Consider the following 24,171-nt stretch of genomic DNA (forward strand, 5'->3'; position numbering starts at 1 on the left):
GCCTGCGCCAACTGGACTTGCCGATACATAGCCACTTGCCGAATACTGGACTCTATGGCGACAAGAGTGATCGGCGCGGCCAGCCTCACCCGCGACCTGGGCAACTGGCGCAGCGCGGGCGACGAGGCGGAGGGCAGGCGCACCTCCCGCCCCGCCTACCTGGCCCTGGCCGAGGGCATCCGGCTGCTCATCCACGACGGGCGCGCCCCGCTCGGCGTCGCACTCCCCAGCGAACGCGACCTGGCGACCACGCTCGGCGTCAGCCGCACCACGATCACCTCCACGTACGCCCTGCTCCGCGAGCACGGCTACCTGATAAGCAGGCAGGGCTCGCGCAGCACCGTCGCGCTCCCCGCCGCCGTCCAGCACGACGGCAGCAAACCCTCCCGCAGCATCCTCGCCATGATGACCCAGCCCGAGCAGCCCACCATCGACCTCACCTACGCCGCCATGACCGCCCCACCGGAGATGCGCGAGGCCTACGCCGCCGCCCTCGAGGGCATCCCGTCGTTCCTCGGCACCCACGGCATGGACCCGGTCGGCGTGCTCGCGCTCCGCGAGGCCATCGCCCGCCGCTACACCGAGCGCGGCCTCCCCACCGGCCCCGACCAGATCCTGGTCACGCTCGGCGCCCAGCACGGCCTCCGCCTGCTGCTCAACGTCCTCACCTCGCCCGCGGCCCGCGTCCTCATCGACCACCCCACCTACCCCAACGGCATCGAGGCCATCCGCGATGTCGGCGCCCGCCCCGTCCCCGTGCCGCTCCGCCCCGACGACCCCGACACCGCCTGGGACCTCGACGGAATCCGCAGCGCCGCACGGCAAACCGCCGCCACTCTCGCCTACCTGGTCCCCGACTTCAACAACCCCACCGGCCAGCGCATGAACGCCGAGGACCGCGCCGAACTCGCCGCCATCGCCCGGGAAACCCGCATGACCATCGTCGTCGACGAGTCCATGGGCGAACTCGACCTCAGCGGGTCTGAACCCCCGCCCCCCGCAGCCGCTTTCGCCAAGGGGGCGGAGATCATCACCATCGGTTCGGCGTCGAAATCGTTCTGGGGTGGTCTGCGGGTCGGCTGGATCCGCACCAACCAGGCGCTCATCACCAAGCTGCTCGGCATCCGCTCCACCGTCGACCTCGGCACCCCCGTCATGGACCAGCTCGCCCTTGTCCACCTCCTCGGCATCTCCGACACCCTGCTCGATCGGCGCCGGAGTCACCTGCGCGCGCAGCGGGCGGCGCTGCTGGAGGCGATCGCCGAAGAGCTGCCGGACTGGCGGGTCGCGCCGAGCACCGGGGGGATGTCGGTCTGGGCGCAGCTGCCCGCGCCGGTCTCCACGGCCCTGGCCGCCACCGCCCCGAACCACGGAGTCCTGCTGACCGCCGGCCCGCGGTTCGGCGTGCAGGGTGCTTTCGAGCGGTTCCTGCGTCTGCCGTACACGCATCAGGAGGCGGATCTGCGGTTGGCGGTCAAGTCGATCGCCAGCGCGTACGAAGCCCTCACCCCCCGCGCCGCCGACCCTCTGCAGCCGCTCACCTATTGAGGGTTACTCATCGGTCCACCAGGGCTTCAGGACGACAACGATGAAAGCCAGAAGGCCCAGCACCAGTGCAGTAAGGGCGCAGGTCGTCATTCGTATTCGGAGGCTTGTGGATTGGAGAGGAACGCGAGTGCGGCGAGTTGCCGGGCGCAAGTCCGAGATACGCCGTGGTCGTGCAAGCGCAGGATCAGCTCGGCCGCGTGCTGGGTGAGCTGAATCGGCTCCTGATCGCAGCCGTATCGGTGTCGATCATCGACGACCATCTGCGCCGCCGTTCGTAGCAGTACATTCAGCGAGAGCGGCTGCGACACGGAGAAGTAGATGAACCGGCGGCCGTTCGGCCTCACGCTTCGGGTACACATGGGCAGCTGGAATCCGCTGCGGCAGATCCCGCATGATTGACCCCCTGAGTCGATTTCCCCTGATGAAGGTCAATGTTGGCGCATCGCCGGATTCGGACCACGGCGCGCAGACCGCACCTACGATGCGTTTATGCGCAGACATCGGCTGATCGATGCTCGAAAGGCCACCGGCAAGACGCAGGAGCAGATCGCCGCAGAGGTCGAAGTGGATCGGACCACACTGGGCCGGTGGGAGCGGAATGAGGGAACTCCGCATCCAGCCCAACGCACGAAGTACGCCGACGCGCTCGGCATCACGATGGATGAACTGTCCGCGATGCTGAGCAGCGTTCCAACGGTCGAGGGCGAGGTGCCCGAGTGGCTGTCGACGTATCTCGGGATGGAGCAATCCGCCACGACGATCCGGACGCACGAGCCGAGAGCGATCTACGGACTGCTCCAAATCCCGAGCTACGTCGAAGGACTCGTGAGCCGGATCGGTGTGTCAGGCGTCTCCGATACATATGTGCAGCAAGCTGTCGATCAGCGGCTACACCGACAGAAGCGAGTTCGATCGGGAGAGCTCGAGCTCGATGTGATCATGCCCGAGTCGGCCCTGCGGTTGAAGGTCGGGACGCCGGCCGTCATGGTCGATCAGCTGCGTTGTCTCGCAGAGCTTTCCGAGCTGCCGAACGTCACGGTCCGAATCACCACCTACGAGGTAGGGCAGTACGAGGCTCGGCGGCTCAATTGCTTCTCGATCATGACGCATCCCTGGGGCTCGCCGAGAGTGCATTTCGAGAGCTACGCGGGCGGGCGATTCATCACCGAAGCCGACGAGGTGGGATACTTCGCAAGCGCGTTCGACCACGCGGCGAAGATCGCTCTGACCCCGAAGGAATCGCGCAGGTTCGTTCTCGAGCTGGCAGAGGAATGGGAGACCCGGAACCGTGGATGACCTCAACGCGCTCGACTGGCGAGTGTCGAGCTTCACCGACAATGGCACCTGCGTAGAGGTCGCCGGCGCGGCCGGCACGGTGTATGTGCGCAACAGCAATGCTCGCGACGCCGGTGCCGTTGCCTTCACCCGGGCCGAGTGGAGCGCTTTCCTGAAGGGTGCCGCCGCTGGGGAGTTCGATCAGTTCGGCTGAGCTACCAGAGCGAGATCCCACTGCCCGTGAGGATCTTCCCAGGCTGCGACGATCTCACCGAGCGGATCATCCAGTCCCGTTTGGTCGAGCCGATCGAGTTCGGTCCCGTCTTCGATCTCCTCGATCCACCGCAGCGCATCCGCCTCGGTCCCATCGGTGACGAGGCGCAGGTACCCGACGCGCCAATCTCCGTTCGGCGCGGCCAGATCACGCCCGAGCACGTACCCACCGTCGACCACGTACCAGCTCCGGCTCGCGTCGACCCGCAGCGCGAGATCGTCGTGGAACACCAGGAACGGGTTCTCGAAGATCAGCTTCCCGCTGAGAACATCCGGTGCGATCCACCCACCGAGCCGATCCAGCTCGGTCTCCTGAATGAAATTGCCCGATGCGTAGAGCGCGTACGTATTCCCCTGTGCCACAGCGGCAACGCTACAACCGCACCAGAGCGAGATCCCACTGCCCGTGGTCGTCCTCCCACGTGCCGACCGTCTCGCCCGCAGGGAGCAGATCACCGTCCGGCGCATCGTCGTGATCGAACTCCAGCTCTTCGGTGAGCCGCTCGGCGAGCTGTTCCGCGTCGTCCCGGCTGCCGTCGGTGACGAGCTTCAGGTAGCTGATGCGCCACTCGGCGCCGGGGTTTGCGATGTCCCGGCCGAGGACGAATTCGCCGTCGACGGCGTACCAGCTGCGGCTCCCGTCGATCCGCAGCTCTTCCTCGTAGATCGTGAGGTCGGGGTCGTGGAAGATCCGCTCCCCGGAGAGCACCTCGGGGGCGATCAAGCCGGGGAGACGGTCGAGTTCGCTCTCCTGGAGGAAGTTTCCCGAGAGGTAGAGCGCATACGTGTGTGCCACGGCCGGAACGATAGCCGGTGGCGCGGACAACTCCGCGCCACCGGGAAAAGCTAGTCCGCCCAGACCTTGTCGATCGGCGTCGCCTCGGTGGGCGGCGCGCTCGGCACCTCGGGCGGCGTCCGCGAGAACCGCGGCGCGGGTGCGTGCTGTACCACGCCCTCGATATCGACCAGGCTGTTCCGCGCCACCAGGTGCGGGTTCTGCTCGGCCTCGGTGAAGGTGAGCACCGGGCTGGTGCAGGCGTCGGTGCCCTCGAAGACCGCGGCCCACTCGTCCCTGGTCCGCGACTTGAACTTCTCGGTGAAGAGCTTCTTCAGCTCCTCCTGCCCGTTCGGGTCGATCTGGTGCGGGAGCCCGGCGGGGTCGATCTCCAGCCCCTTCAGCAGCTCGGCGTAGAACTGCGGCTCGATGGCGCCGACCGCCATGTACTTGCCGTCGGAGGTCTCGTAGGTGTCGTAGAACGCCATGCCGGTGTCGAGCAGGTTGGTGCCGCGCTCCTCGGACCACAGCCCGACGCCGCGCATGCCCCAGATCATGTGCGACAGCGAGATCGCGCCGTCCACCATGGCCGCATCCACGACCTGGCCCTTCCCGGAGTTCTGCCGCTCGACCAGCGCGGCCAGAATGCCGAAGACCAGGAACATCGAGCCGCCGCCGAAATCGCCGGCCAGGTTCAGCGGCGGCACCGGGCGCTCGCCCTTGCGGCCGATGGCGTGCAGGACACCGGTGATGGAGATGTAGTTGATGTCGTGCCCGGCGCGGTCCGCGAGCGGGCCGTCCTGGCCCCAGCCGGTCATGCGGCCGTAGACGACGCGCGGGTTGCGCTCCGCCACGGCGTCCGGGCCGAGCCCCATGCGCTCGGTGACGCCGGGCCGGAACCCCTCGATCAGCACATCGGCCTTCTCGACCAGGCTCAGCACCTTCTCGATATCGGCCGGGTCCTTGAGGTTGGCCTCCACGATGGTGCGGCCGCGCCACTGCGGGCGCTCCATGTGCCCGGGCAGCAGATTGGGGCGCTGCACGCGCACCACGTCGGCGCCGAGGTCGGCGAGCAGCAGTGCCGCGTGCGGCCCTGGGCCGATCCCGGCCAGTTCGATGACCTTGATGCCCGCGAGCGGGCCCTGCTTGCCGGTGGTTCCTGTGCTCACGCCCTACCTCGGTTCGTTGTCGCGGCCGTTCGTATTGACAGTATGACAACAAGGGGTTGGCGGTCTATGCGCGGCCGCCGCGCTGCCGGTCGAGGCGGCGGAATCAGACCTTCCGGACGAGCACAGTGGGTGGCAACAGCCGCTCCAGATCATCGACGTCCGAGGTCAGAACGGTGACGAACCCCGGTTGTCCGATGGCCACCACCGCCAGCACGGCGTCGATCGCGTATTTGTGTCCGTGCAGCCCGGCGGCGGTGAGTAGCTCATGTGCCGCGCGCGCTTCATCCTTGCCGACCGTCGCCACCCGCATCCGGGAGGCCACCCAGTTCCATCGTGCAGCGGGAATTCGGGGGTCGTGCGCCTCGATGAGGGTCATCGGGGAGGTGATCACGTCGACACGGCCGTCGCGGGCATTGGCCAGCCGGGCCAGCATGGCGCGGTCGCCGCGGACGGCCAGCGCCAGAGCTTCGCTGTCGAGAACGAAGGTCTGCGGTACCGGTTGAGGTCGGCGTGCGGGTGTCACGCGGCGCCTTGGCCGCCGAGGGCCGCCCGGCGACGAAGGTGCTCGGCATGCAGGTCGTCGAGTTCCCGGTCGGCTGCCGCGGCCTCCTCGGCGGTGACGGCTCCGTGTTCCTGTTCCAGCCAGTCCGCGAGCTCGCCGACGAGGTCGCGATCTCGCTGCGCGCGAACTGCTTCGGTGATGTACGCCGAGAGGCCGCGTTCGGCGATCTCCGTGCGGACCTCCTCCAGAAGTTCCTCCGGTATAGTGACGGTGATCTTCTTCGTGGCCATACTTATCACCATACTCCGGGAGATACTGCATGCGACCCGGACATCGGCGACAATGTTCCCGTGAGCGTATGGGGCGAGGTCCTTGTCGGCCTGGTGATCCTGGCCGGCCTCATCGGCATCATCGTGCCGATCCTGCCGGGCGTGATCCTGATCTTCGGCGCGATCGCCGTCTGGGCGTTCGTCACCGGCGGGGCGACGGCGTGGGCGATCCTGGCGATAGCGACTGTGCTGCTGGTGATCTCGGGCGTGGTGAAGTACACGTGGCCGGGGAAGAACATCAAGGCGGCGGGGGTGCCGAATCGGACCCTGCTGATCGGGGCGGTGCTCGGCATCGTCGGGTTCTTCGTGGTGCCGGTGGTCGGGCTGGTGCTCGGGTTCGTGCTCGGGGTGTACCTGTCGGAGCTCCAGCGGCTGCCCGACGGGGAGCAGGCGCGCAGGTCGACGGGGCACGCGCTGAAGGGGGTGGGGCTGTCGATCCTGATCGAGCTGTTCGGGGCGCTGGTGGCCACCGGGGTGTGGCTGATCGGCGCGGTGATCGCCTGAGCTACTCGATCACCGGCAGGGGGAGGGTGGCGTTGGGGTCGAGCGGGGGGAGCTGGTCGCGGCGCAGCGGGAGCGTCGGCGGGTCAGCGGGAACCGCCTGCCAGCGGCCGGGGCGGGGGTCGGAGCCGGCGGGGCGGTGCCGGGCGGGGAGCTTGTAGAAGGTGCGGGCATTGTCCTCGAGCACCGCGTGCATGTCGGTGCCGACGACGTCGCAGAGCAGGTCGACGTCGGAGTCGCGGAAGGGGCGGCCCGCGCGGGTGCCGGGGAGGTCGGTGCCGAACATGAGCGCCTGCGGGTTCACGGCGTGGATGCGGCGCAGCGTGTCGGGGACGCGCATCTGGACGCGGCCGAAGCCGGTGGCCTTCACCCGGGCGCCGCGGTCGACCAGGTCGAGCAGGTACGGCACGGCCTCGGCGGACATGCCGAGGTGGTCGACGGAGAGCGCGGGCAGCTTGGTGACGACGGGCTGCAGCGAGGCCAGCATGGAACCGTCGATGTAGAGCTCGACGTGCCAGCCCGCGATGTCGTGCGCGCGCACCGCCTGCTGGGTGAGCTGGGTGATGTCCCCGGCCGCCCGCTTCAGGTTGAACCGCAGCGCCCGCACGCCGATCTCGTCGAGTTGCAGGATCTCCTCGTCGGAGGCATCCAGGTCGAGCCGGGTCACCCCGACCCAGCCCGCGCCGAGCTCGGCGAGCGCCGCCCTCAGGTAGGTCTGGTCGGTCCCCTGGAAGGAGCCGCTGACCACGGCACCACCGCTGATGTCGTAGCGCGCCATGCGCTTTCGATAGTCGGCGACGGTGTAGGAGGAGGGCAGGTGTCCCTCGTTCTCGGCCAGCGGGAACCGCGGGTCGAAGATGTGGACGTGGGCATCGAACACGTGTACAGAATGCCTCGAGGTGGGTGCGGCTGTCGCCTGCCGGACGGTTCGTTCCGGCAGGCGTCGCGCCCTAGACCTTGTTCGGCTCGCTGGCGCGCAGCATGTCCTCGCGCTCCACGACCTTCACCCGCTCGCGGCCCTCCGGCTCGCCCAGCGAGCGCTCGTGCGCGTCCAGGCGGTACCAGCCCTGCCAAGTGGTGTACGGCACGCCCTTGCCCTCGAGGAACTCGATCACGGCCTCGGGGGCGGGGTTCTCGGCGCGCGGGAAATCCTTGCTGTCGTCGAGCAGGCAAGCGACGGTCTCGTTGGCGTCGCCCTTGGTGTGGCCGATGAGCCCGACCGGGCCGCGCTTGATCCAGCCGGTCACGTAGGTGCCGGGCAGGTAGCGGGCCTTGCCGTCGGCGTTCTCGTCGATCAGGACGCGGCCCGCCTCGTTCGGCACGGTGCCCGCCTGGTCGTCGAAGGGCAGCTGGGTGATGTTCTGCGACAGGTACCCCACCGCGCGGTACACGGCCTGCACCTCCCAGTCGCGGTACTCGCCGGTGCCCTTGACATTGCCGGTGCCGTCCAGCTGGGTGCGCTCGGTGCGCAGCCCGACGACCTTGCCTTCGGCGTCGCCGACGACCTCGGTCGGCGCCTCGAAGAAGTGCAGGAAGAGCTTGTGCGGGCGGTTGCCCTGGTCGCGGATGGCCCACTGCTCGAGCGTGTTGGCCACCATGTCGACCTGCTTGGAGTGCCTGCGCGCGGCCTCGGAGCCCTCGTCGTAATCGATGTCCTCGGGGTCGACGATGACCTCGATGGTGGGCGAGTGGTCCAGCTCGCGCAGCTCCAGCGGGGTGAACTTGGCCTGCGCGGGGCCGCGGCGGCCGAAGACGTGCACCTCGACGGCCTTGTTCTGCTTGAGCCCCGCGTAGACGTTCGGCGGGATCTCGGTGGGCAGCAGCTCGTCGCCGGTCTTGGCGAGCACGCGGGCGATGTCGAGCGCGACATTGCCGACTCCGAGCACCGCGACCTTCTCGGCCTCCAGCGGCCAGCTGCGCGGGACGTCCGGGTGGCCGTCGTACCAGGAGACGAAGTCGGCGGCGCCGTAGGAGCCGTCCAGGTCGATGCCGGGGATGGTGAGCGCGCGGTCGGCGTTGGCGCCGGTGGAGAAGATCACGGCGTCGTAGAAGCGGCGCAGATCGTCCAGGGTGATGTCGGTGCCGTAGTCGATATTGCCGAGCAGCCGCACCTGCTCCTTGTCCAGCACCTTGTGCAGCGCGGTGATGATGCCCTTGATCCGCGGGTGGTCGGGTGCGACGCCGTAGCGGATCAGCCCGAACGGCGCGGGCATCCGCTCGTAGAGATCGATGGAGACGTCCGCGTCGGACTTCATCAGCGCGTCGGCGGCGTAGATCCCGGCCGGGCCTGCACCCACGATCGCAATGCGGAGCGGCCGGGCCGCCTCACTCTGTTCGGTCATGTTCACGCGCACCTTCGGTCGATACGTTCATCTGGCGTCTACTTAGCCCAGGCTAACCTGAGATCGCGCTCCCATTCTCCCCGGAGCATCGGACGGCGGCTCCGGCACGAGTCGCAAGCAGCCATTCTATCGGCCCTGCTCCGCTCGGTCCGCGACCCGGGTGCGCAGCGCGTATCCTGCCGGGGCCGGTGCGCCGACGGCCCAGGTCATCGGTGATCATCGAGGGATGAGCGAGCAGCAGCCCGGCGGCGACGAGCCGGAAGTCCGATCGATCGTGCCGTTCGTGGCCGCCGGCGTGCTCGCGGTGCTGGTCCTGGTGGGGATCGTGATCGCCGGGGTGCTCTCGCCGGCTGAGAAAAATGTCACAGAGGCGGACAAACTCGCCGCCGCGGTGCGCAACTACGCCGACGCGCGCGGCCGCAGCGACCTGGTGCCCCCGCCCGGCACCGCCTGCCCCGGCTTCGACGAGGCCGCCTCGCCGCTCGCCGAGCAGCTCGGCGGGCCGGAAACCAGCACCGATATCGAGGTCGCCGAGCTGGCGAACCCGGTGGTCGAGGGCGAGCGCGGCCGGATCACGGTGACCACGCGGGTGGCCGGCCGCACGGCCACCGCCACCTGGACCCTGGCGAAGGAAGGCGACCGCTGGCTGGTCTGCGGATGACGCGCCCGGACGCGGGAGAACTCGTATTGACAGCACCCGCTTTCCCGGGGCAATCTCGGTTCGCAAGGTCATGAGAACCAGCGCCAAGCCCCGGCTCGCTGGTCGGCAACCCTCCTCCGCGGCGGGGTGCTCCGGGTGACGACCTGGCCGTATCGGCATTTCCCTGCGGCAAGCGTGGATTCACAGGAGGTTCGACATGAGTTATGCCGGTGACATCACCCCGAAGCAGGCGTGGGAGCTGTTGCGCGACAATCCGTCCGCGGTGCTGATCGATGTCCGCACCGAGGCGGAGTGGCGCTGGGTCGGGGTGCCGGACACCACCGAGCTGGACCGGCCCACCGCGCTGATCGAGTGGGTGGACGGCACCGGCTCGCCCAACCCGGCCTTCCTCGAGCAGCTGAAGCGAGCGCTCGACGGGCGCGATCCGGAGGCCCCGGTCGTGTTCCTGTGTCGCTCCGGCCAGCGCTCGGCGAACGCCGCGAGCCTGGCGACCGGCGCCGGAATCGCCCCCTCCTACAACGTGATCGACGGCTTCGAGGGCCCGCTGGACGGCACCGGCCACCGCGGCTCGGCCGGCTGGCGCGCCGACGGCCTGCCCTGGCGGCAGTCGTGATCACCGGCGGCGCCTTCGACCGGCCGCTGCCGGAGAACGTCGGCCCGGCCACGCTCGGCGTGCGCGGCGGGCTGCGCCGCTCGGGGTTCGAGGAGACCTCCGAGGCGCTCTACCTCACCTCGGGCTTCGTCTACGAGAGCGCCGAGGCGGCGGAGGCCGCCTTCACCGGTGATGTGGAGCACTTCGTCTACTCCCGGTACGGCAACCCGACGGTCGCCGTCTTCGAGGAGCGGATGCGGCTGATCGACGGCGCGGAGGCGTGCTTCGCCACCGCCAGCGGCATGGCCGCGGTCTTCACCGCGCTCGGCGCGCTGCTGAAGGCCGGGGATCGGCTGGTCGCCGCGCGCAGCCTCTTCGGCTCCTGCTTCGTGGTGGCCAACGAGATCCTGCCGCGCTGGGGCGTGCAGACGGTCTTCGTGGACGGCGAGGATCTGGACCAGTGGGAGCAGGCGCTCTCGGTGCCCACCCAGGCGGTGTTCTTCGAGACACCGGCCAACCCCATGCAGAACCTGGTCGACGTGCGGCGGGTCAGCGAGCTCGCGCACGCCGCGGGCGCGAAGGTGGTGCTGGACAATGTCTTCGCCACCCCGCTGCTGCAGCGCAGCCTTGAGCTCGGCGCCGACGTGGTGGTCTACTCCGGCACCAAGCACATCGACGGCCAGGGCCGGGTGCTCGGCGGCGCCATCCTCGGCGACCGGGAGTACATCGACGGCCCGGTGAAGACGCTCATGCGGCACACCGGCCCGGCGCTCAGCCCGTTCAACGCGTGGACCCTGCTCAAGGGGCTGGAGACCATGCCGCTCCGAGTCCAGCACTCCACCAAGGCGGCGCTCGAGGTGGCCCGCTTCCTGGAGGGGCACCCGGCGGTGGGCTGGGTGCGCTACCCGTTCCTGGAGACGCACCCGCAGCACGAGCTGGCCACCACGCAGATGAGCGGCGGCGGCACCGTGGTCACCTTCGAGCTCGCCGCCGGCGCCGACGAGGGCAAGAAGCGCGCCTTCGAGGTGCTGAACCGGCTGCGGGTGATCGATATCTCGAACAACCTCGGCGATGCCAAGACGCTGATCACGCACCCGGCCACCACCACGCACCGGGCCATGGGCGCGGAGGGGCGGGCCGGGATCGGGCTCACCGACGGCGTCGTGCGCGTCTCGGTCGGGCTGGAGGACGTCGAGGACCTGATCGCGGATCTGGACCACGCGCTGGGCTGAGCCATTGACAGCATCCTGTCATGTTTGACAGGATGCTGTCATGACTTCGGAACCTCGCATCGTGTACACGGCGGTCTACGACACCCTGGCCGACTGGGAGGTCGGGGCCGCCATCGCGTACCTCAACAACCCCGAGCTGCAGCGCGAGCCGGGCTCGCTGATGGTGCGCACCGTCGGCCGCGGCACCGAGCCGGTGACCACCGGCGGCGGCATGCGCGTCCTGCCCGACGTGGATCTGGCCGAGGTCGAACTCGACCGGGCGGCGGCGCTCATCCTGCCGGGGGCGAGCCTCTGGGATCAGGGCGACGAGCTGGCGGGCTTCGCCGAGCTGGCCCGCGACTTCCTGGACGCCGGGCGGCCGGTGGCGGCCATCTGCGGCGCCACCTTCGGGCTCGCCAAGGCCGGGCTGCTCGATACCAGGGCGCACACCAGCAACGACCCTGGCTACCTCGCCGCCAGCGGCTACGCGGGCAGCGCGCGCTACCGCGACGAGCCCGCGGTCACCGACGGCAATGTGATCACCGCGACCTCGCTGGCGCCCTTCCACTTCGCGCACCAGGTCTTCGCGGCGCTCGACGTCTACGAGCCGCAGGTGCTCGACGCCTGGTTCCGGCTCTTCGCCGAGCGCGACCCGAGCGCCTACGCCGTGCTCGCGGAGCACGGGGCGTGACCGAGCAGGAGCTGTTCAGCACCGCGGCCATCACCTCGTTCGCGCTGAACGGCCGCTTCCTCGCGGTGGCGGAGAAGCTCGCCGCGCCCGCCGGGCTCACCGCCGCCTGGTGGCAGGTGCTCGGCGCGGTGCTGCACGAGCCGCTCCCGGTGGCGGGCATCGCGCGGGCCATGGGGATCACCAGGCAGAGCGTGCAGCGCATCGCCGACCTGCTGGTCGGCAAGGGGCTCGCCGAGTACCGGGAGAATCCGGCGCACCGGCGCGCCAAACTGGTCGCCGTCACCGACGAAGGCTTGGCCGCGGTGCGCCGGATCTCCCCGCAGCACGCGCTGGTGTCGCAGCGGCTCGCCGCCGAACTCGGCGCCGAGCGGTTCGCCGAGATCGTCGCCGCGCTCACCGAACTCGCGGCGACAATGGACCGGCTGGAACTGGACTCCTAGCCCAGCTTGCGCAGCCGCGGCCCGAGATCGCGCTGGAAGAGGTCGAGGAAGCGGCGCTGGTCGTGGCCGGGGGCATGGAAGACCAGGTGGTTCAGGCCGGCGTCGAGGTAGGGCTTGATCTGCTCGACGGCCTCGTCCGGGTCGCTGGCGACGATCCAGCGCTTGGCGATCTGCTCGATCGGCAGCGCGTCGGCGGCGGCCTCCATCTCGATCGGATCGGTGATGGAGTGCTTCTGCTCGGGGGTGAGCGAGAGCGGGGCCCAGAAGCGGGTGTTCTCCAGCGCCAGTTCCGGATCGGTGTCGTAGGAGATCTTGATCTCGATCATCTTGTCGATGGGGTCGAGGTCGCGCTCGGCCTTGGCCGCGCCCTCGGCGACGGCGGGCAGCAGCTTCTCGGTGTAGAGCTCCATGCCCTTGCCGGAGGTGCAGATGAAGCCGTCGCCGGCGCGGCCGGCGTAACGGGCGACCACCGGGCCGCCTGCGGCGATGTAGACGGGGATGCCGCCCTCGGGCACGTCGTAGATGGAGGCGCCGACGGTGTGGTAGTACTCGCCGTCGTAGTCGACCCGGTCACCGGTCCAGAGCGCGCGCATGAGCGCGACCGACTCGCGCAGCCGGGCGAAGCGCTCCTTGAACTCGGGCCACTCGCCCTTGTAGCCGGTGGCGATCTCGTTGAGCGCCTCGCCGGTGCCGACGCCGAGCATGATCCGGCCCGGGTAGAGCACGCCCATGCTGGCGAAGGCCTGGGCGATCACCGCGGGGTTGTAGCGGAAGGTGGGGGTGAGCACCGAGGTGCCGAGCTGGATCCGCTTCGTGCGCTCGCCGACCGCGGCCATCCAGGCCAGCGAGAAGGGAGCGTGGCCGCCCTTGTGCCGCCAGGGCTGGAAGTGATCGCTGACCGTCGCGCTGTCGAGGCCGTGCTCCTCGGCGAGGACGGCGATCTCCACCAGCTCCCGCGGTCCGAACTGCTCCGCCGAGGCCTTGTACCCGAGCTTGAGGTCTGCCATGTGCGCCGCTCCTGTCGCCACGTTGCCGCGGGCACTTCGTGCCGGGCGCCCGCCTGCATCGACCATAGAGGAGCGGCGCTATCCGACGCCGGGCGCGGGGTCGCGCAGCAGCGGGTGCGGGGTGTACTCCGCGGGAACGGCGGTGATCGGCGGGTCCGGCTCGACGTCGGCGCGGCGGCGGGCGACCGCGCGCACGTAGCCGAGGTGGCGGCCGCGGTCGGCCTCCAGCGCGGCGATCTCGGGGGTGTTGTCCGGGGCGACGGCGTGCTGCCACTCCACCCAGCGCTGCCAGCCGTCCGGCATGGTGTCGGCGAGCTCGACCTCGAGCAGGCCGCTGCGCGTCCAGTGCGCCCGCCACCACTCCGCCGTGTGCAGGCAGGCCAGCGCGGGCTCCCACCAGGGGGCGAGGTGCTCGGGGACCGGCCAACCCGGGTCGGTGGTGAGCCCGGCGCCCGCGATGCCGAGCTGGCCGCCGGGGCGCAGGAAGCGGGTGAGGTACTGGGCATACAGGTCGTCGGTGCCGTAGTAGACGAAGGAGTCGATGCTGAGCACGGCGTCGAAGAAGCCGGGGGCGAAGGGCAGCGCGCGGGCATCCGCGTGCAGCGCGTAGACCGCGTCGGCGACGTCCGCGTCCCGGAAGCGCTGCGCCCGCTCGGCGGCATCGAACCAGAGATCGACCGCCCACACCTCGACGCCGAACTCGGTGTGCAGGAACACCGAGGAGGCGCCGCGGCCGCAGCCCAGGTCGAGTACCCGCATGCCGGGGCGCAGCTCGATCGCCTCGGTGAGCCACTCGGTGAGCCACAGCGGGTTGGCGCCGCCGCTCACCGCCGCCCGGAGCCAGTCCGGGTGGTAGCGGGCGGAGCGCGGGAAGCGGGGGTGCGTCGGGTCGGTCATCGCCGGGGCTCCTGGTGCTGGGCCGGACCGGCAGGGCGCGCGTCCGGCGGGGGTGGTGCGGCTCGATCGCGGCCTCGGCGGCCGGTGCGCGCAGGCGGGGCCCGCCGCGCGCTCCCATCCTCGCGCAGCACGCCGCCGGCGGCCAGCGATTATCGCCGGCTGTGGGTGTCCGCGCGCAGGCGGTAGCACCGGCCCGCGCGCATCGCCGTAGGAATGTCGGCCGGGGTGTCCCAAGCGCAGGCGGTAACACCGGCCCGCGCCTCACCGGCCGAAGCCGTCGCCGGGCGTGGCCCCCGAAACCGGCGCCGCCGAACCGTTGACATCCGGGCAGCCGCACGCGATCCACCTCTGCAACCCCTTCGATCAGCGAGGAACCCCGAATGACCCTTTCCACCGACCCCCGCGCGCTGGCCCTGCGCGGGATCGAGATCATGGCGACCGGCGCGGAACCCGACTTCGACGCCGTCATCCACCCCGAGGCCACCAACCGCGAGGCGATCGACGAGCCGCCCGCCTGCCGCGTGCCCGGCCCCTCCGGGTTCCACGCGACCGCGCTCTGGCTCCGCGCCGCCTACTCCGACCTGCGCTGGGAGGTGCACGAGGTGGTGGCCGAGGGCGACCTCGTCGTGGTGCGGACCACCATGTCCGGGCGGCACACCGGCCCCTTCGTCACCTACAACGCCGAGGGCCGGGTGGAGCAGGCCTTCCCGCCCACCGGGCGGACCTTCGCCACCACCCAGACGCACTGGTTCCGGATCGCCGACGGACTCCTGATCGAGCACTGGGCCAACCGCGACGACCTCGGCACCGCCAAGCAGCTCGCCTGGGTGCCGCCGACCCCGGCCTACCTGTTCCGGATGGCACGCGCCACCAGGGCGGCGCGCCGCGCGGAAGGGAAGGACGCGCGATAATTGCTCCGTGCTGGCCAACGACGAACCGATTCTGTCCTACCTGACCGATATGGACGGTGTCCTGGTGCACGAGGACCACCTCATCCCGGGGGCGGACATCTTCCTGCGCGAGCTGCGGGAGAACGAGATCCCGTTCCTCGTGCTCACCAACAACTCCATCCGCACGCCGCGCGATCTGCAGGCGCGGCTGCGGCACTCGGGGCTGGACATCCCGCAGGAGGCGATCTGGACCTCGGCGCTGGCCACCGCGACCTTCCTGGACGACCAGCGGCCGAACGGCACCGCGTACGTGGTCGGCGAGTCCGGGCTGACCACGGCGCTGCACGAGATCGGCTACGTGCTCACCGACAGCGACCCGGACTACGTGGTGCTCGGCGAGACCCGCACCTACTCCTTCGAGGCCATCACCACCGCGATTCGCCTGGTCGAGCGGGGTGCGCGCTTCATCGCGACGAATCCGGACGCCACCGGCCCCTCGCGCGACGGCGTGCTCCCCGCCACCGGCTCGGTGGCCGCGCTGATCACCAGGGCCACCGGGCGCGACCCGTACTACGTCGGCAAGCCGAACCCGCTCATGATGCGCTCGGCGCTGCGCAGGCTCGGCGCGCACTCGCAGTCGACGGTGATGATCGGCGACCGGATGGACACCGACGTCATCTCCGGGCTGGAGGCCGGCATGCGCACCATCCTGGTGACCTCCGGGATCTCCACCGTGGCGTCGGTGGGGGCGTACCCGTACCGGCCGACCGCGGTGATCGATTCGGTGGCCGATCTGGTGGGCCGCACCCGCACCCCCTTCGACGAATAACGCCGTTCGCGGTGCGGTTGCCGACAGTTCATGCCGGGGCCGATCGCGCCGGGCGATCCGTCCGGTTCCTTCACTAAGCTCGTCGCCATGGCCGATCACGCTCCGTCCACCGTCTACATCGCCTCCCCGGAGGGCGACACCGGGAAGTCGACGGTGGCGCTCGGAGTGCTGCAGATGCTGTGCGCCACCGCGGCCAGGGTCGGGGTCTTCCGGCCGATCACCCGCTCCACCGCCGAGCCGGACTACATCCTGGAGCTGCTGCTGGAGCACAGCACCGCGGATATCGACTACGCGCAGGCGGTCGGCGTCACCTACGACCAGGTGCACGCCGACCCGGACGCCGCGATCAGCGAGATCGTCATGCGGTTCCACGAGGTGGCCGCGGTGTGCGACGCGGTGGTGGTGGTCGGCAGCGACTACACCGATGTCGCCAGCCCCAGCGAGCTGCGCTTCAACGCGCGGATCGCGGTGAATCTCGGTGCGCCGGTGCTGCTCGTGGTCCGCGGCGCCGGGCGCACCCCGGACGAGGTGCGGCAGCTGGTCGAGCTGTGCACCGGCGAGCTGAAGGCCGAGCACGCGCAGTCGGTCGCCATCGTGGCGAACCGCTGCGACCCGGACGCGCTCGGCGCGATCCGGGCCGAGCTGGCCGGCTTCGACGTCCCGAGCTGGACGCTGCCCGAGGTGCCGCTGCTGATCGCGCCGACCATGGCCGAGCTGTGCACGGCGGTCGACGGCGAGCTCTGGAGCGGCGACCCGGAGCTGCTGCACCGCGAGGCGCTCGCGGTGATGGTCGGCGGCATGACCGCCGAGCACATCCTGGAGCGGCTCACCGAGGGCGTGGTGGTGATCGCCCCCGGCGACCGCTCGGACGTGCTGCTCGGCGTGGTGGCCGCGCACGAGGCCGACGGCTTCCCCTCGCTCGCCGGGATCATCATGAACGGCGGCATGCTGCCGCACCCGGCCATCTCCCGGCTCATCACCGGGCTGCGGCCGCGGCTGCCCATCCTCACCACGAAGCTCGGCACCTACGACACGGCGGGCGCCGCGCACGGCACGCGGGGCCGCATGTCCTCGGGCAATTCGCGCAAGGTGGACAACGCGCTGGCCCTGATGGAGGAGCACGTCGACGCCGCCGAGCTGCTGGCCCGGATCGACCTGCCGCGCACCGAGATCGTGACCCCGCAGATGTTCGAGTACCAGCTCATCGAGCGGGCGCGGGCGGACCGCAAGCGCATCGTGCTGCCCGAGGGCAGCGACGACCGCATCCTGCGCGCGGCCGGGCGGGTGCTGCAGCGCCGGATCGCGGACCTGGTGATCCTCGGCGACGAGCAGAAGATCCGGGCCCGCGCCGCCGAGCTCGGCGTCGATATCGCCGCCGCCGAGGTGCTCGACCCGCTCGGCTCCGAGCACCTGGAGCGCTTCGCCGAGATCTACACGGAGCTGCGCGCACACAGGGGGATGACGCTGGAGCGGGCCCGCGAGACCGTCACCGACATCTCCTATTTCGGCACCATGATGGTGTACGAGGGGATCGCCGACGGCATGGTCTCCGGTGCCGCGCACACCACCGCGCACACCATCCGGCCCTCGCTGGAGATCGTGAAGACGGTGCCGGGGGTCTCCACGGTCTCCAGCGTCTTCCTCATGTGCCTGGCCGACCGGGTGCTCGCCTACGGCGACTGCGCGGTGGTGCCGGACCCCACCTCCGAGCAGCTCGCCGATATCGCCGTCTCCTCGGCCGCCACCGCGCAGCGCTTCGGCATCGAGCCGCGGGTGGCGATGCTCTCCTACTCCACCGGCGAATCCGGCAGCGGCGCCGACGTGGACAAGGTGCGGGTCGGCACCGAGCTGGTGCGGCAGCGCGCCCCCGAGCTGCCGGTGGAGGGGCCGATCCAGTACGACGCGGCGATCGAGCCGACGGTGGCCGATGCCAAGCTGCCCGATTCCCAGGTGGCGGGAAAGGCAACGGTTTTCGTGTTCCCCGACCTGAATACGGGCAACAACACCTACAAGGCGGTGCAGCGCAGTGCGGGCGCCGTCGCCATCGGCCCGGTACTGCAGGGGCTGAACAAGCCGGTGAACGACCTGTCGCGGGGCGCGCTGGTGGCCGACATCGTGAACACGGTGGCCATCACAGCCATCCAGGCACAGGGATAGGGGTAGGAGAGCGATGTCGACGGTGCTGGTCCTCAACTCGGGGTCCTCCTCGCTGAAGTACCAGCTGCTGCACCCGGATTCCGGGGAGGTGCTCGCCTCCGGGCTGATCGAGCGGATCGGCGAGGGCGACGGCCGGGTCGAGCACCGGGCCGGTGATCGGGAGGTGGAGCGCGAGCTGGCGATCCCCGACCACGAGGCCGGGCTGAAGGTGGCCTTCGACCTCTTCGCCGAGACCGGGTACGACCTGGCGCGGGCCGGGCTCACCGCGGTCGGGCACCGGGTGGTACACGGCGGCGAGGTGTTCTACCGGCCCACGCTGGTGGACGACGAGGTGCTCGCCACCATCTCCGAGCTGGCCGAGCTGGCGCCGCTGCACAACCCGGCCAACCGCACCGGGATCGAGAGCGCGCGCCGGCTGCTGCCCGGGGTGCCGCAGGTCGCCGTGTTCGACACCGCCTTCTTCCACGGGCTGCCCCCCGCCGCGCGCACGTACGCGCTGGACACGGCGACCGCCGAGCGGTACGGGATCCGGCGGTACGGGTTCCACGGGACGTCGCACGAGTACGTCTCCGGGCAGGTGGCGCTGCTGCTCGGGCGGGAACCGGCGGAGCTGAACCAGATCGTCTTCCACCTGGGCAACGGGGCATCGGCCTCGGCCATCCGCGGGGGCAGGGCGGTGGACACCACCATGGGGCTGACGCCACTGGAGGGGCTGGTCATGGGCACCCGCGGCGGCGATATCGACCCCGGGGTGCTCACCCACCTGCTGCGCAACGGGGTCGGGGTGGACGAGGTGGATCGGCTGCTGAACCGGGAGTCCGGGCTGCGGGGGCTCGCCGGGGTGAACGACTTCCGGGAGCTGCGGCGGCTGCTGGAGGCCGAGGAGGGGGCGGCGCGGCTGGCCTACGACGTGTATGTGCATCGGCTGCGGCGCTACCTGGGGGCGTACCTGGTCGAACTCGGTGCGGTGCAGGCGATCACCTTCACCGCCGGGGTCGGGGAGAACGACTCCGGGGTGCGCGCCGATGCGCTGGCCGGGCTGGAGCGGTACGGGATCGCCGTGGATCCGGAGCGCAATATCGCGAAGGAGCGCGGGGCGCGGGTCATCTCGCCGGAGGGGGCCGAGGTGGCGGTGCTGGTGGTGCCGACCAATGAGGAGCTGGCCATCGCGCGGGCGGCGGTCGCGGTGGTGGAGGGGTAGGTCTCCCAGCGCGTCGGCGCTCCGGCGGGGATCAGAACCAGGTCTTGGCGCGGACGGTGTTCGCCAGGTCGACCAGGGCGTAGCGGTGCGTGCGGGTCGGGGCGGCGCGGGCCAGCGCGCGCAGCCCGGATTCGGTGGCGTCGCGGAGCGCGCGCTCGGTGAGGGGGGCGCCGAAGAGGGTGCGGCGCTCCGGCTCGTTCCCGGCCTGCAGCCAGGTGAGGGCGGCGCCGAGGACGAGCACCCGGAGCTGGGTGGCGCGGGGCTCGCCCTCCGGGAGCGCCTGCACCCGGGCGGCGGCGCGCTGCAGGGTGCTCTCGTCCAGGGCGGCGGGCGGGTGCGCGGTGAGCAGCAGCACCACCGCGGTGGTGCGGGCGGTGGCATAGTGCCTGGAGGTGGGCGGGACCTCGTCCAGGGCGCGCACCGCCTCCGCGGTGCGGCCGCGGGCCGACCACTGCCTGGCCAGGCCGAAGGCGGCGCTGACCACGGCGCGGTCGGTGCGCCAGACGGTTTCGTAGTAGCGGCGCGCGATGGTCGCGAAATCGCAGGAGTCGTCGGCGGGTGCCGAGACCACGGTGCTCGCCGCCGGTGGTTGCCCGGCGGGCGGTGTCGGTGTGGCGGTACTGCCGGTCGGCGGTTGCTCGGCGGTCCCGCTCGCGGGTGCTCGGTACGCGGCGGAGGGCGGGGGCTCGGCCGGGTCGGGCCGCGCGTCGCGGGCGAGGAGCTCGGCGGTGGCGGCGAGGGCGAGCTTGGGGGCGATCTCGCCGGGAAGCAGATCGAGGACCCGGTCGAAATCGCGGTAGGCGGCGTGGTGCTCGCGGTCGAGGAGCTGGGCGACGCCGTGGAACCACGGGATCCGCCAGTCGTCCTCGTCCCCGAGCCGGGCGAGCACCTCGCGCGCCCGCTCGGCCTCCCCGCGGTCCAGCCGGACCTTGACCTCGGCCAGCGTGAGCTCCAGATCGAGCGTCTCCGGGGCGTTCGCGGGATCGGTGGCGGCGCGCTCGCGGGCATCCTGCAGCGCGCGCACGGTCTGCTCGGGGTCCGGGTGCACGGTGGCGGCGAGCAGCGGGGCGGAGGGGTCGGCGGGGTCGAGCAGCGGGACCGGGAGCGCGGCGGCGATCTCGGCGGCGTCCAGCGTCTCGTTCCTGGCGATGCCGTCCAGGTAGGCGTCGGTGCGGCGGACGATGCCCTCGGTGCCGAAGGCCGCGCGCGGCGGGCTGAAGACGGTGGAGAGCTGCGGGTGCTCGGCGCCGGTGTCCAGCGCGAGGATCTCCCGCAGCACGCCGGTGAGCTGCGCCGCCATGGTCCGGGCGGAGGGGAAGCGGTGCTCCGGCTCGGGGTCGGTGGCACACAGCAGCAGGCGGTGGAAGGAGGGGTAGCGGCGCAGCGCTTCGTGCTCGGCCGGGTCCGGGATGCCGTCGAGGTAGCGGCCGCCCTCGGTGGGTAGCCGGAGGGTGAGCACGGCCAGGGTGCGGCCGACGGTGTAGACGTCCGAGGCGACGGTTGGGCCGGTGTTCGCGATCTCCGGCGCCTGGAAACCCTTGGTGCCGTACAGGTTCCCGTACGCCTCGATGGGGGCGACGGCACCGAGGTCGATCAGCTTGACCTGGTCCTCGGTGATCATGATGTTGTCCGGCTTGAGGTCGTTGTAGGTGAGCCCCATGCCGTGCAGGTGCTCCAGCGCGGGCAGGATCTCCAGCACGTAGGCGATGGCCTCGGCGACCGGCATGCGCTCCGGGCGCGGGCGGCTGTCCAGCACATCGCGCAGCGAGTGGCCGCCGACGTACTCCATGACGATGTAGCCGATGCTCGCCCCGGCGCCCGCGGTGTGCTCGACGAAGTTGTGGATCTTGACGATGCTCGGGTGCGCCACCTCGGCCAGGAAGCGGCGCTCGGCCATGGCGACCGCCTGCGCCTCGGCGTCGCCGGCGTGCAGCAGGCCCTTGAGCACCACCCAGCGGTCGTCGACATTGCGGTCCACCGCGAGGTAGATCCAGCCGAGGCCGCCGTGCGCGAGGCAGCCCTGGATGTCGTACTGGCCCGCGACCATGTCGCCGCGGTGCAGGGCGGGGCGGAAGTCGTAGGGGGCGGAGCAGGTCGGGCAGGTGCCCGCGGTGCTGCCCGCGGCACCCTCGCGGCCGCGGCCGACCGGGGAGCCGCAGCGCCAGCAGAAGCGCTTGGCCTCGGCGACGACGGGGTCGTCGAGCACCGCGGCGAGCGGGTCGGCCGGGGGGACCGCGGGGATGGTGACCAGCCCGGCGCCGAGTTTGCGCACCGTCGGGCGGGTGCGGGTGGTCCGGGTGCTGCGCACCGAGGCGGTGCGGCCGGATGCCGTTCCGGTCGGGGCCAGTGCCCCCGTCGCCGCGCCGTCGGCGCGCTGCGTGCCGGGGTCGTCGCCGAATGGAACGCGCCGAGTTTCCGGCGCGGCGCTCGGCACCCGGTCGCCGGGGAACGGGACGCGGCGAGTCTCCGGCGCGGAGCTGGACTCCCCGTCGCCGGGGAACGGGACGCGGCGGGTCTCCGGCGCGGAGCTGGGGACGCGCTGCGTCTCCGGCGACACCTCGTCCGGGGGCGGGGCAGCGGATTCGGGCATGGCGCTCAGTCCTGGTAGGTCGGAGCGGGCGGGGCGGGGGAGGGGCCGAGCACGGCGAGCCAGCGGCGGTGGATCGCGCTCCAGGTGCCGTCGGCGCGAATCCGCTCCAGTGTGGCGTTGACCGCGCGCACCAGGTCGTCGTCGCCCTTGGGGATGCCGATCCCGTACGGCTCGTCGGCGATGCCCGGCCCGACCACCCGGGTGTACGGGTCCTGGGCGGCCAGCCCGGCCAGGATGGTGTCGTCGGTGCTGGCCGCGTCGACCTGCCGCTGCTGCAGCACGACCAGGCAATCGGCCCAGGTGGGAACGGTGAGCACGGTGGCGGCGGGCTGCTGCAGCCGGATCCGGTCCAGCGAGGTGGTGCCGCGCACCACGCAGACCCGGCGCCCGGCCAGATCGCCGATCCCGTTGATCCCGGAGTTCTCCAGCGCGAGCACCCGCTGCTGCGCCCGCAGGTACACGCTGGAGAAGGTGACGCTGCGGCGCCGCTCACAGGTGATGGTCATGGTCTTCGCCACCATGTCCACCGTGCGGTCGACCAGCGCGCGCTCCCGGTCCGCCGAGCCGAGGCTGCGGAACTCCACCGCGTTCGGGTCGCCGAACAGATCCCGTGCGACCTCGCGCGCGATATCGGCGTCGAACCCGACGATGCTGCCGGAGACCGGGTCGCGGAAGCTGAGCAGGTTGCTCCCCGCGTCCAGCCCGACGATCAGCCGCCCGCGGCTCCGGATGGCGTCCACCGCGGGGCCGGTGCGCGCGCCGGTCGGGCGCAGGCTCGCGGTCGGGTCGCCGCAGTCCTCGGTGGCGGCGGTCGGCAGCGGGGCGCCGGGCGTGATCGGCACCGCCTGCGCGGGCAGCGGCGGCGCGGTGTACTCGGCGGTGCGGGTGATCACCCCGGGCGCGGCGGGCTCCGCGCACCCGGCGACCGCGGTCAGCGCGAGCAGCAGGAGCAGCGGAATCGTCGCCTTCATCGGTACTCCCGCAGCCGCGGCCACAATCCGAGGACGACGCAGACCGCCGCCACGATGCCGATGAGGTACGCGCCGGGCGCGAGCAGGTTCAGCACCCGCAGCGCGGTCGCGACCTCACCGCGCAGCCGGTCCCTGGTCTCGGTGACGGCGTGCTCCAGCGCGGTGTCGAGCGCCTCCACCTGGGCCGCCGAGTCCGCCGAGCCGGGCCCGGTCGCGACGATCGCGGCCCCGACCCAGTCGCCGCGGTTCAGCGTGTCGTTCATCCGCCGGTGCGCGCCCTGCCAGCGGGTCAGCGCTGCGCGGGCGGAGGCGATATCGTCCGCGGCGGGGGCGCCGGGCGGGTAGCCGTCGAGCAGCTCACCGAGCCGGGCCATCCCGGCCTCGAAGGTGCGGTCGTAGTCGCCGGTGGCGTCCCGGCGCACCAGCTTCACCGTCTCGGCGGCGCGCGCCTGCTGCACCAGGATCCGGCTCTCGGTGAGCCGGGAGCCGGGCACCGCGCCCTGGTCACGGCCGTGCACCATGGCGACCGCGGAGATCGAGCCGGCGACCACGGTCCAGGCGAAGAGCGCGAGCAGCAGCACGCTGGCCGTGAGCAGCCCGGGGTTCAGCGTGCGGTGCCAGCGGTGCGCGAGCTCCCGCTGCGCCCAGAGCAGCGCCAGCAGCGCCACGGTGAGCAGCAGGATCGCCTTCCACGGCGGGCGGACGTGGTCGCGCTGGGCCTGCACCACCGCGGCCGAGCGGTGCTCGTGCAGGTCGCCCGCCATCGGCAGCAGCACGGTCTGCATCTGGTTGGAGGCCTCGCTGAGGTACGCGGCGCCGACCGGGTAGCCGCTGCGGTTCGCGGTGCGCGCGGTCTCGACCAGCCCGGTGTAGACCGGGAGCCCGGTGGCGATCCCGGTGCGCAGCGTGGTGTCCGGGCCGTCCGCCGGCTCGCCGCTGTGCCCGGAGCGCGCGACCAGCTCGGCGGCGGCCTCGCCGACCGCCTGGCTGTACCGGTCGCGCACCGGCTGCGGCTCGATGCCGCCCGCGATGAAGGCGGTCCCGGCGGCGGCGTCGGCCACCGAGAGCGCGGTGTAGAGGCTGTGCGCGGAGTACGCGTCGGGTTCGGAGTCGGCGAGCAGCGTGCGCAGCGCGTCCTGCCTGCCGCCGACCTCGTCCGAGGTCGTGAGCCCCGCGGTGAGGCAGACCAGCACCAGCAGCATGCCCATGGCGAGCAGCTTGCCGGGGGAGGAGGCCGCGAAGATCCGCACGTCGGTATCCACCGGCGTCATCTCCACCTCCAGTTCCGGGCGAGCACCTGCGCGCGTTCGGAGTTTATTG

26 protein-coding genes and 1 riboswitch are annotated in these 24,171 nt (G+C 71.4%); of the genes, 13 read left to right on the forward strand and 13 right to left on the reverse strand.

Features of this window, described 5'->3' with window-relative positions:
• Positions 1–54 precede the first annotated feature (54 nt).
• Complete coding sequence (locus AB0H71_RS10510; RefSeq protein WP_357017683.1) at positions 55–1,548, forward strand: PLP-dependent aminotransferase family protein; 1,494 nt, start codon at positions 55–57, stop codon at positions 1,546–1,548.
• A gap of 86 nt (positions 1,549–1,634) precedes the next feature.
• On the opposite strand, the gene AB0H71_RS10515 is transcribed toward AB0H71_RS10510, so the two are convergent.
• Positions 1,635–1,892 (reverse strand): hypothetical protein, encoded by a 258-nt coding sequence (locus tag AB0H71_RS10515; RefSeq protein WP_357017685.1) that lies wholly within the window; start codon positions 1,890–1,892, stop codon positions 1,635–1,637.
• A gap of 145 nt (positions 1,893–2,037) precedes the next feature.
• Here AB0H71_RS10515 and AB0H71_RS10520 point away from each other — a divergent pair, with 145 nt between their 5' ends.
• Both AB0H71_RS10520 and AB0H71_RS10525 read left to right on the forward strand, forming a co-directional pair.
• Positions 2,038–2,844, forward strand: a complete 807-nt coding sequence (locus AB0H71_RS10520; protein WP_357017688.1) for a helix-turn-helix transcriptional regulator — start codon at positions 2,038–2,040, stop codon at positions 2,842–2,844.
• Positions 2,837–3,037, forward strand: a complete 201-nt coding sequence (locus AB0H71_RS10525; protein WP_357017690.1) for a DUF397 domain-containing protein — start codon at positions 2,837–2,839, stop codon at positions 3,035–3,037. The genes AB0H71_RS10520 and AB0H71_RS10525 overlap by 8 nt, the downstream gene beginning before the upstream one ends.
• Here AB0H71_RS10525 and AB0H71_RS10530 read toward each other — a convergent pair.
• The 5 genes from AB0H71_RS10530 to AB0H71_RS10550 all read right to left on the reverse strand — a co-directional run bounded on the left by AB0H71_RS10530 (position 3,025) and on the right by AB0H71_RS10550 (position 5,832).
• Entirely contained in the window at positions 3,025–3,459 is a 435-nt protein-coding gene (locus AB0H71_RS10530) for a hypothetical protein (RefSeq protein ID WP_357017693.1), read from the reverse strand. The two genes, AB0H71_RS10525 and AB0H71_RS10530, sit on opposite strands and share 13 nt — an antisense overlap.
• Before the next feature lie 10 nt (positions 3,460–3,469).
• Positions 3,470–3,892, reverse strand: coding sequence for a hypothetical protein (locus tag AB0H71_RS10535; protein WP_357017696.1), 423 nt, complete (start codon positions 3,890–3,892; stop codon positions 3,470–3,472).
• 50 nt (positions 3,893–3,942) lie between these two features.
• Positions 3,943–5,040, reverse strand: a complete 1,098-nt coding sequence (locus tag AB0H71_RS10540) for a CaiB/BaiF CoA-transferase family protein (RefSeq protein WP_357017699.1) — start codon at positions 5,038–5,040, stop codon at positions 3,943–3,945.
• Between the two features lie 103 nt (positions 5,041–5,143).
• The gene (locus AB0H71_RS10545) at positions 5,144–5,563 is read right to left on the reverse strand and encodes a DNA-binding protein (protein WP_357017702.1); all 420 of its coding nucleotides are present in this window, start codon (positions 5,561–5,563) and stop codon (positions 5,144–5,146) included.
• Positions 5,560–5,832 (reverse strand): hypothetical protein, encoded by a 273-nt coding sequence (locus AB0H71_RS10550; RefSeq protein WP_357017705.1) that lies wholly within the window; start codon positions 5,830–5,832, stop codon positions 5,560–5,562. The genes AB0H71_RS10545 and AB0H71_RS10550 overlap by 4 nt, the downstream gene beginning before the upstream one ends.
• Before the next feature lie 60 nt (positions 5,833–5,892).
• On the opposite strand from AB0H71_RS10550, the gene AB0H71_RS10555 reads away from it, so the two are divergent.
• The gene (locus AB0H71_RS10555) at positions 5,893–6,375 is read left to right on the forward strand and encodes a DUF456 domain-containing protein (protein ID WP_357017707.1); all 483 of its coding nucleotides are present in this window, start codon (positions 5,893–5,895) and stop codon (positions 6,373–6,375) included.
• Between the two features lies 1 nt (position 6,376).
• Here AB0H71_RS10555 and AB0H71_RS10560 read toward each other — a convergent pair whose 3' ends face one another.
• Both AB0H71_RS10560 and AB0H71_RS10565 read right to left on the reverse strand, forming a co-directional pair.
• The gene (locus AB0H71_RS10560) at positions 6,377–7,252 is read right to left on the reverse strand and encodes an amidohydrolase family protein (protein ID WP_357017710.1); all 876 of its coding nucleotides are present in this window, start codon (positions 7,250–7,252) and stop codon (positions 6,377–6,379) included.
• Between the two features lie 70 nt (positions 7,253–7,322).
• Complete coding sequence (locus AB0H71_RS10565) at positions 7,323–8,714, reverse strand: FAD-dependent oxidoreductase (RefSeq protein WP_357017712.1); 1,392 nt, start codon at positions 8,712–8,714, stop codon at positions 7,323–7,325.
• Positions 8,715–8,940: 226 nt separating this feature from the next.
• Here AB0H71_RS10565 and AB0H71_RS10570 point away from each other — a divergent pair, with 226 nt between their 5' ends.
• The 5 genes from AB0H71_RS10570 (at position 8,941) to AB0H71_RS10590 (ending at position 12,309) form a co-directional block, all read left to right on the forward strand.
• Positions 8,941–9,375, forward strand: a complete 435-nt coding sequence (locus tag AB0H71_RS10570; RefSeq protein WP_357017715.1) for a hypothetical protein — start codon at positions 8,941–8,943, stop codon at positions 9,373–9,375.
• A gap of 66 nt (positions 9,376–9,441) precedes the next feature.
• Positions 9,442–9,556: riboswitch (SAM riboswitch) on the forward strand.
• 15 nt (positions 9,557–9,571) lie between these two features.
• On the forward strand, positions 9,572–9,988 hold the full coding sequence (locus AB0H71_RS10575) for a rhodanese-like domain-containing protein (RefSeq protein ID WP_357017718.1): 417 nt from the start codon (positions 9,572–9,574) through the stop codon (positions 9,986–9,988).
• Positions 9,985–11,199: an O-succinylhomoserine sulfhydrylase gene (locus tag AB0H71_RS10580; protein ID WP_357017721.1), complete on the forward strand. Its 1,215-nt coding sequence runs from the start codon at positions 9,985–9,987 to the stop codon at positions 11,197–11,199. The genes AB0H71_RS10575 and AB0H71_RS10580 overlap by 4 nt, the downstream gene beginning before the upstream one ends.
• Positions 11,200–11,239: 40 nt before the next feature.
• Positions 11,240–11,869, forward strand: a complete 630-nt coding sequence (locus AB0H71_RS10585; protein WP_357017724.1) for a DJ-1/PfpI family protein — start codon at positions 11,240–11,242, stop codon at positions 11,867–11,869.
• Entirely contained in the window at positions 11,866–12,309 is a 444-nt protein-coding gene (locus AB0H71_RS10590) for a MarR family transcriptional regulator (protein WP_357017727.1), read from the forward strand. Before AB0H71_RS10585 ends, AB0H71_RS10590 begins: the two co-directional genes overlap by 4 nt.
• On the opposite strand, the gene fgd is transcribed toward AB0H71_RS10590, so the two are convergent.
• Together fgd and AB0H71_RS10600 are read right to left on the reverse strand one after the other, a co-directional pair.
• Positions 12,306–13,316 (reverse strand): glucose-6-phosphate dehydrogenase (coenzyme-F420), encoded by a 1,011-nt coding sequence (gene fgd / locus AB0H71_RS10595; RefSeq protein ID WP_357017730.1) that lies wholly within the window; start codon positions 13,314–13,316, stop codon positions 12,306–12,308. The genes AB0H71_RS10590 and fgd overlap by 4 nt on opposite strands.
• 78 nt (positions 13,317–13,394) lie before the next feature.
• Complete coding sequence (locus AB0H71_RS10600) at positions 13,395–14,213, reverse strand: class I SAM-dependent methyltransferase (RefSeq protein WP_357017732.1); 819 nt, start codon at positions 14,211–14,213, stop codon at positions 13,395–13,397.
• 380 nt (positions 14,214–14,593) lie between these two features.
• On the opposite strand from AB0H71_RS10600, the gene AB0H71_RS10605 reads away from it, so the two are divergent.
• The 4 genes from AB0H71_RS10605 to AB0H71_RS10620 all read left to right on the forward strand — a co-directional run bounded on the left by AB0H71_RS10605 (position 14,594) and on the right by AB0H71_RS10620 (position 19,290).
• Positions 14,594–15,124, forward strand: a complete 531-nt coding sequence (locus AB0H71_RS10605; RefSeq protein WP_357017735.1) for an ester cyclase — start codon at positions 14,594–14,596, stop codon at positions 15,122–15,124.
• Positions 15,125–15,173: 49 nt separating this feature from the next.
• Entirely contained in the window at positions 15,174–15,932 is a 759-nt protein-coding gene (locus AB0H71_RS10610; RefSeq protein ID WP_357018497.1) for an HAD-IIA family hydrolase, read from the forward strand.
• Positions 15,933–16,019: 87 nt separating this feature from the next.
• On the forward strand, positions 16,020–18,089 hold the full coding sequence (gene pta, locus AB0H71_RS10615; protein WP_357017737.1) for a phosphate acetyltransferase: 2,070 nt from the start codon (positions 16,020–16,022) through the stop codon (positions 18,087–18,089).
• Between the two features lie 13 nt (positions 18,090–18,102).
• Positions 18,103–19,290 carry an acetate kinase gene (locus AB0H71_RS10620; protein ID WP_357017740.1) on the forward strand — a complete coding sequence of 396 codons (1,188 nt, stop codon included), beginning with the start codon at positions 18,103–18,105 and terminating at the stop codon, positions 19,288–19,290.
• A gap of 31 nt (positions 19,291–19,321) precedes the next feature.
• Here the strand turns inward: AB0H71_RS10620 and AB0H71_RS10625 are convergent, their stop codons facing one another.
• Genes AB0H71_RS10625 through AB0H71_RS10635 form a run of 3 tightly spaced genes read right to left on the reverse strand, consistent with a single transcriptional unit; the run spans position 19,322 to position 24,122 of the window.
• Positions 19,322–21,880 carry a tetratricopeptide repeat protein gene (locus tag AB0H71_RS10625; protein WP_357017743.1) on the reverse strand — a complete coding sequence of 853 codons (2,559 nt, stop codon included), beginning with the start codon at positions 21,878–21,880 and terminating at the stop codon, positions 19,322–19,324.
• Between the two features lie 5 nt (positions 21,881–21,885).
• The gene (locus AB0H71_RS10630; RefSeq protein WP_357017746.1) at positions 21,886–22,851 is read right to left on the reverse strand and encodes a transporter substrate-binding domain-containing protein; all 966 of its coding nucleotides are present in this window, start codon (positions 22,849–22,851) and stop codon (positions 21,886–21,888) included.
• Complete coding sequence (locus AB0H71_RS10635; protein ID WP_357017749.1) at positions 22,848–24,122, reverse strand: hypothetical protein; 1,275 nt, start codon at positions 24,120–24,122, stop codon at positions 22,848–22,850. The genes AB0H71_RS10630 and AB0H71_RS10635 overlap by 4 nt, the downstream gene beginning before the upstream one ends.
• Positions 24,123–24,171: the final 49 nt, after the last annotated feature.

The organism is Nocardia sp. NPDC050697 (genome assembly GCF_040654395.1).
Classification (GTDB): Bacteria; Actinomycetota; Actinomycetes; order Mycobacteriales; family Mycobacteriaceae; genus Nocardia.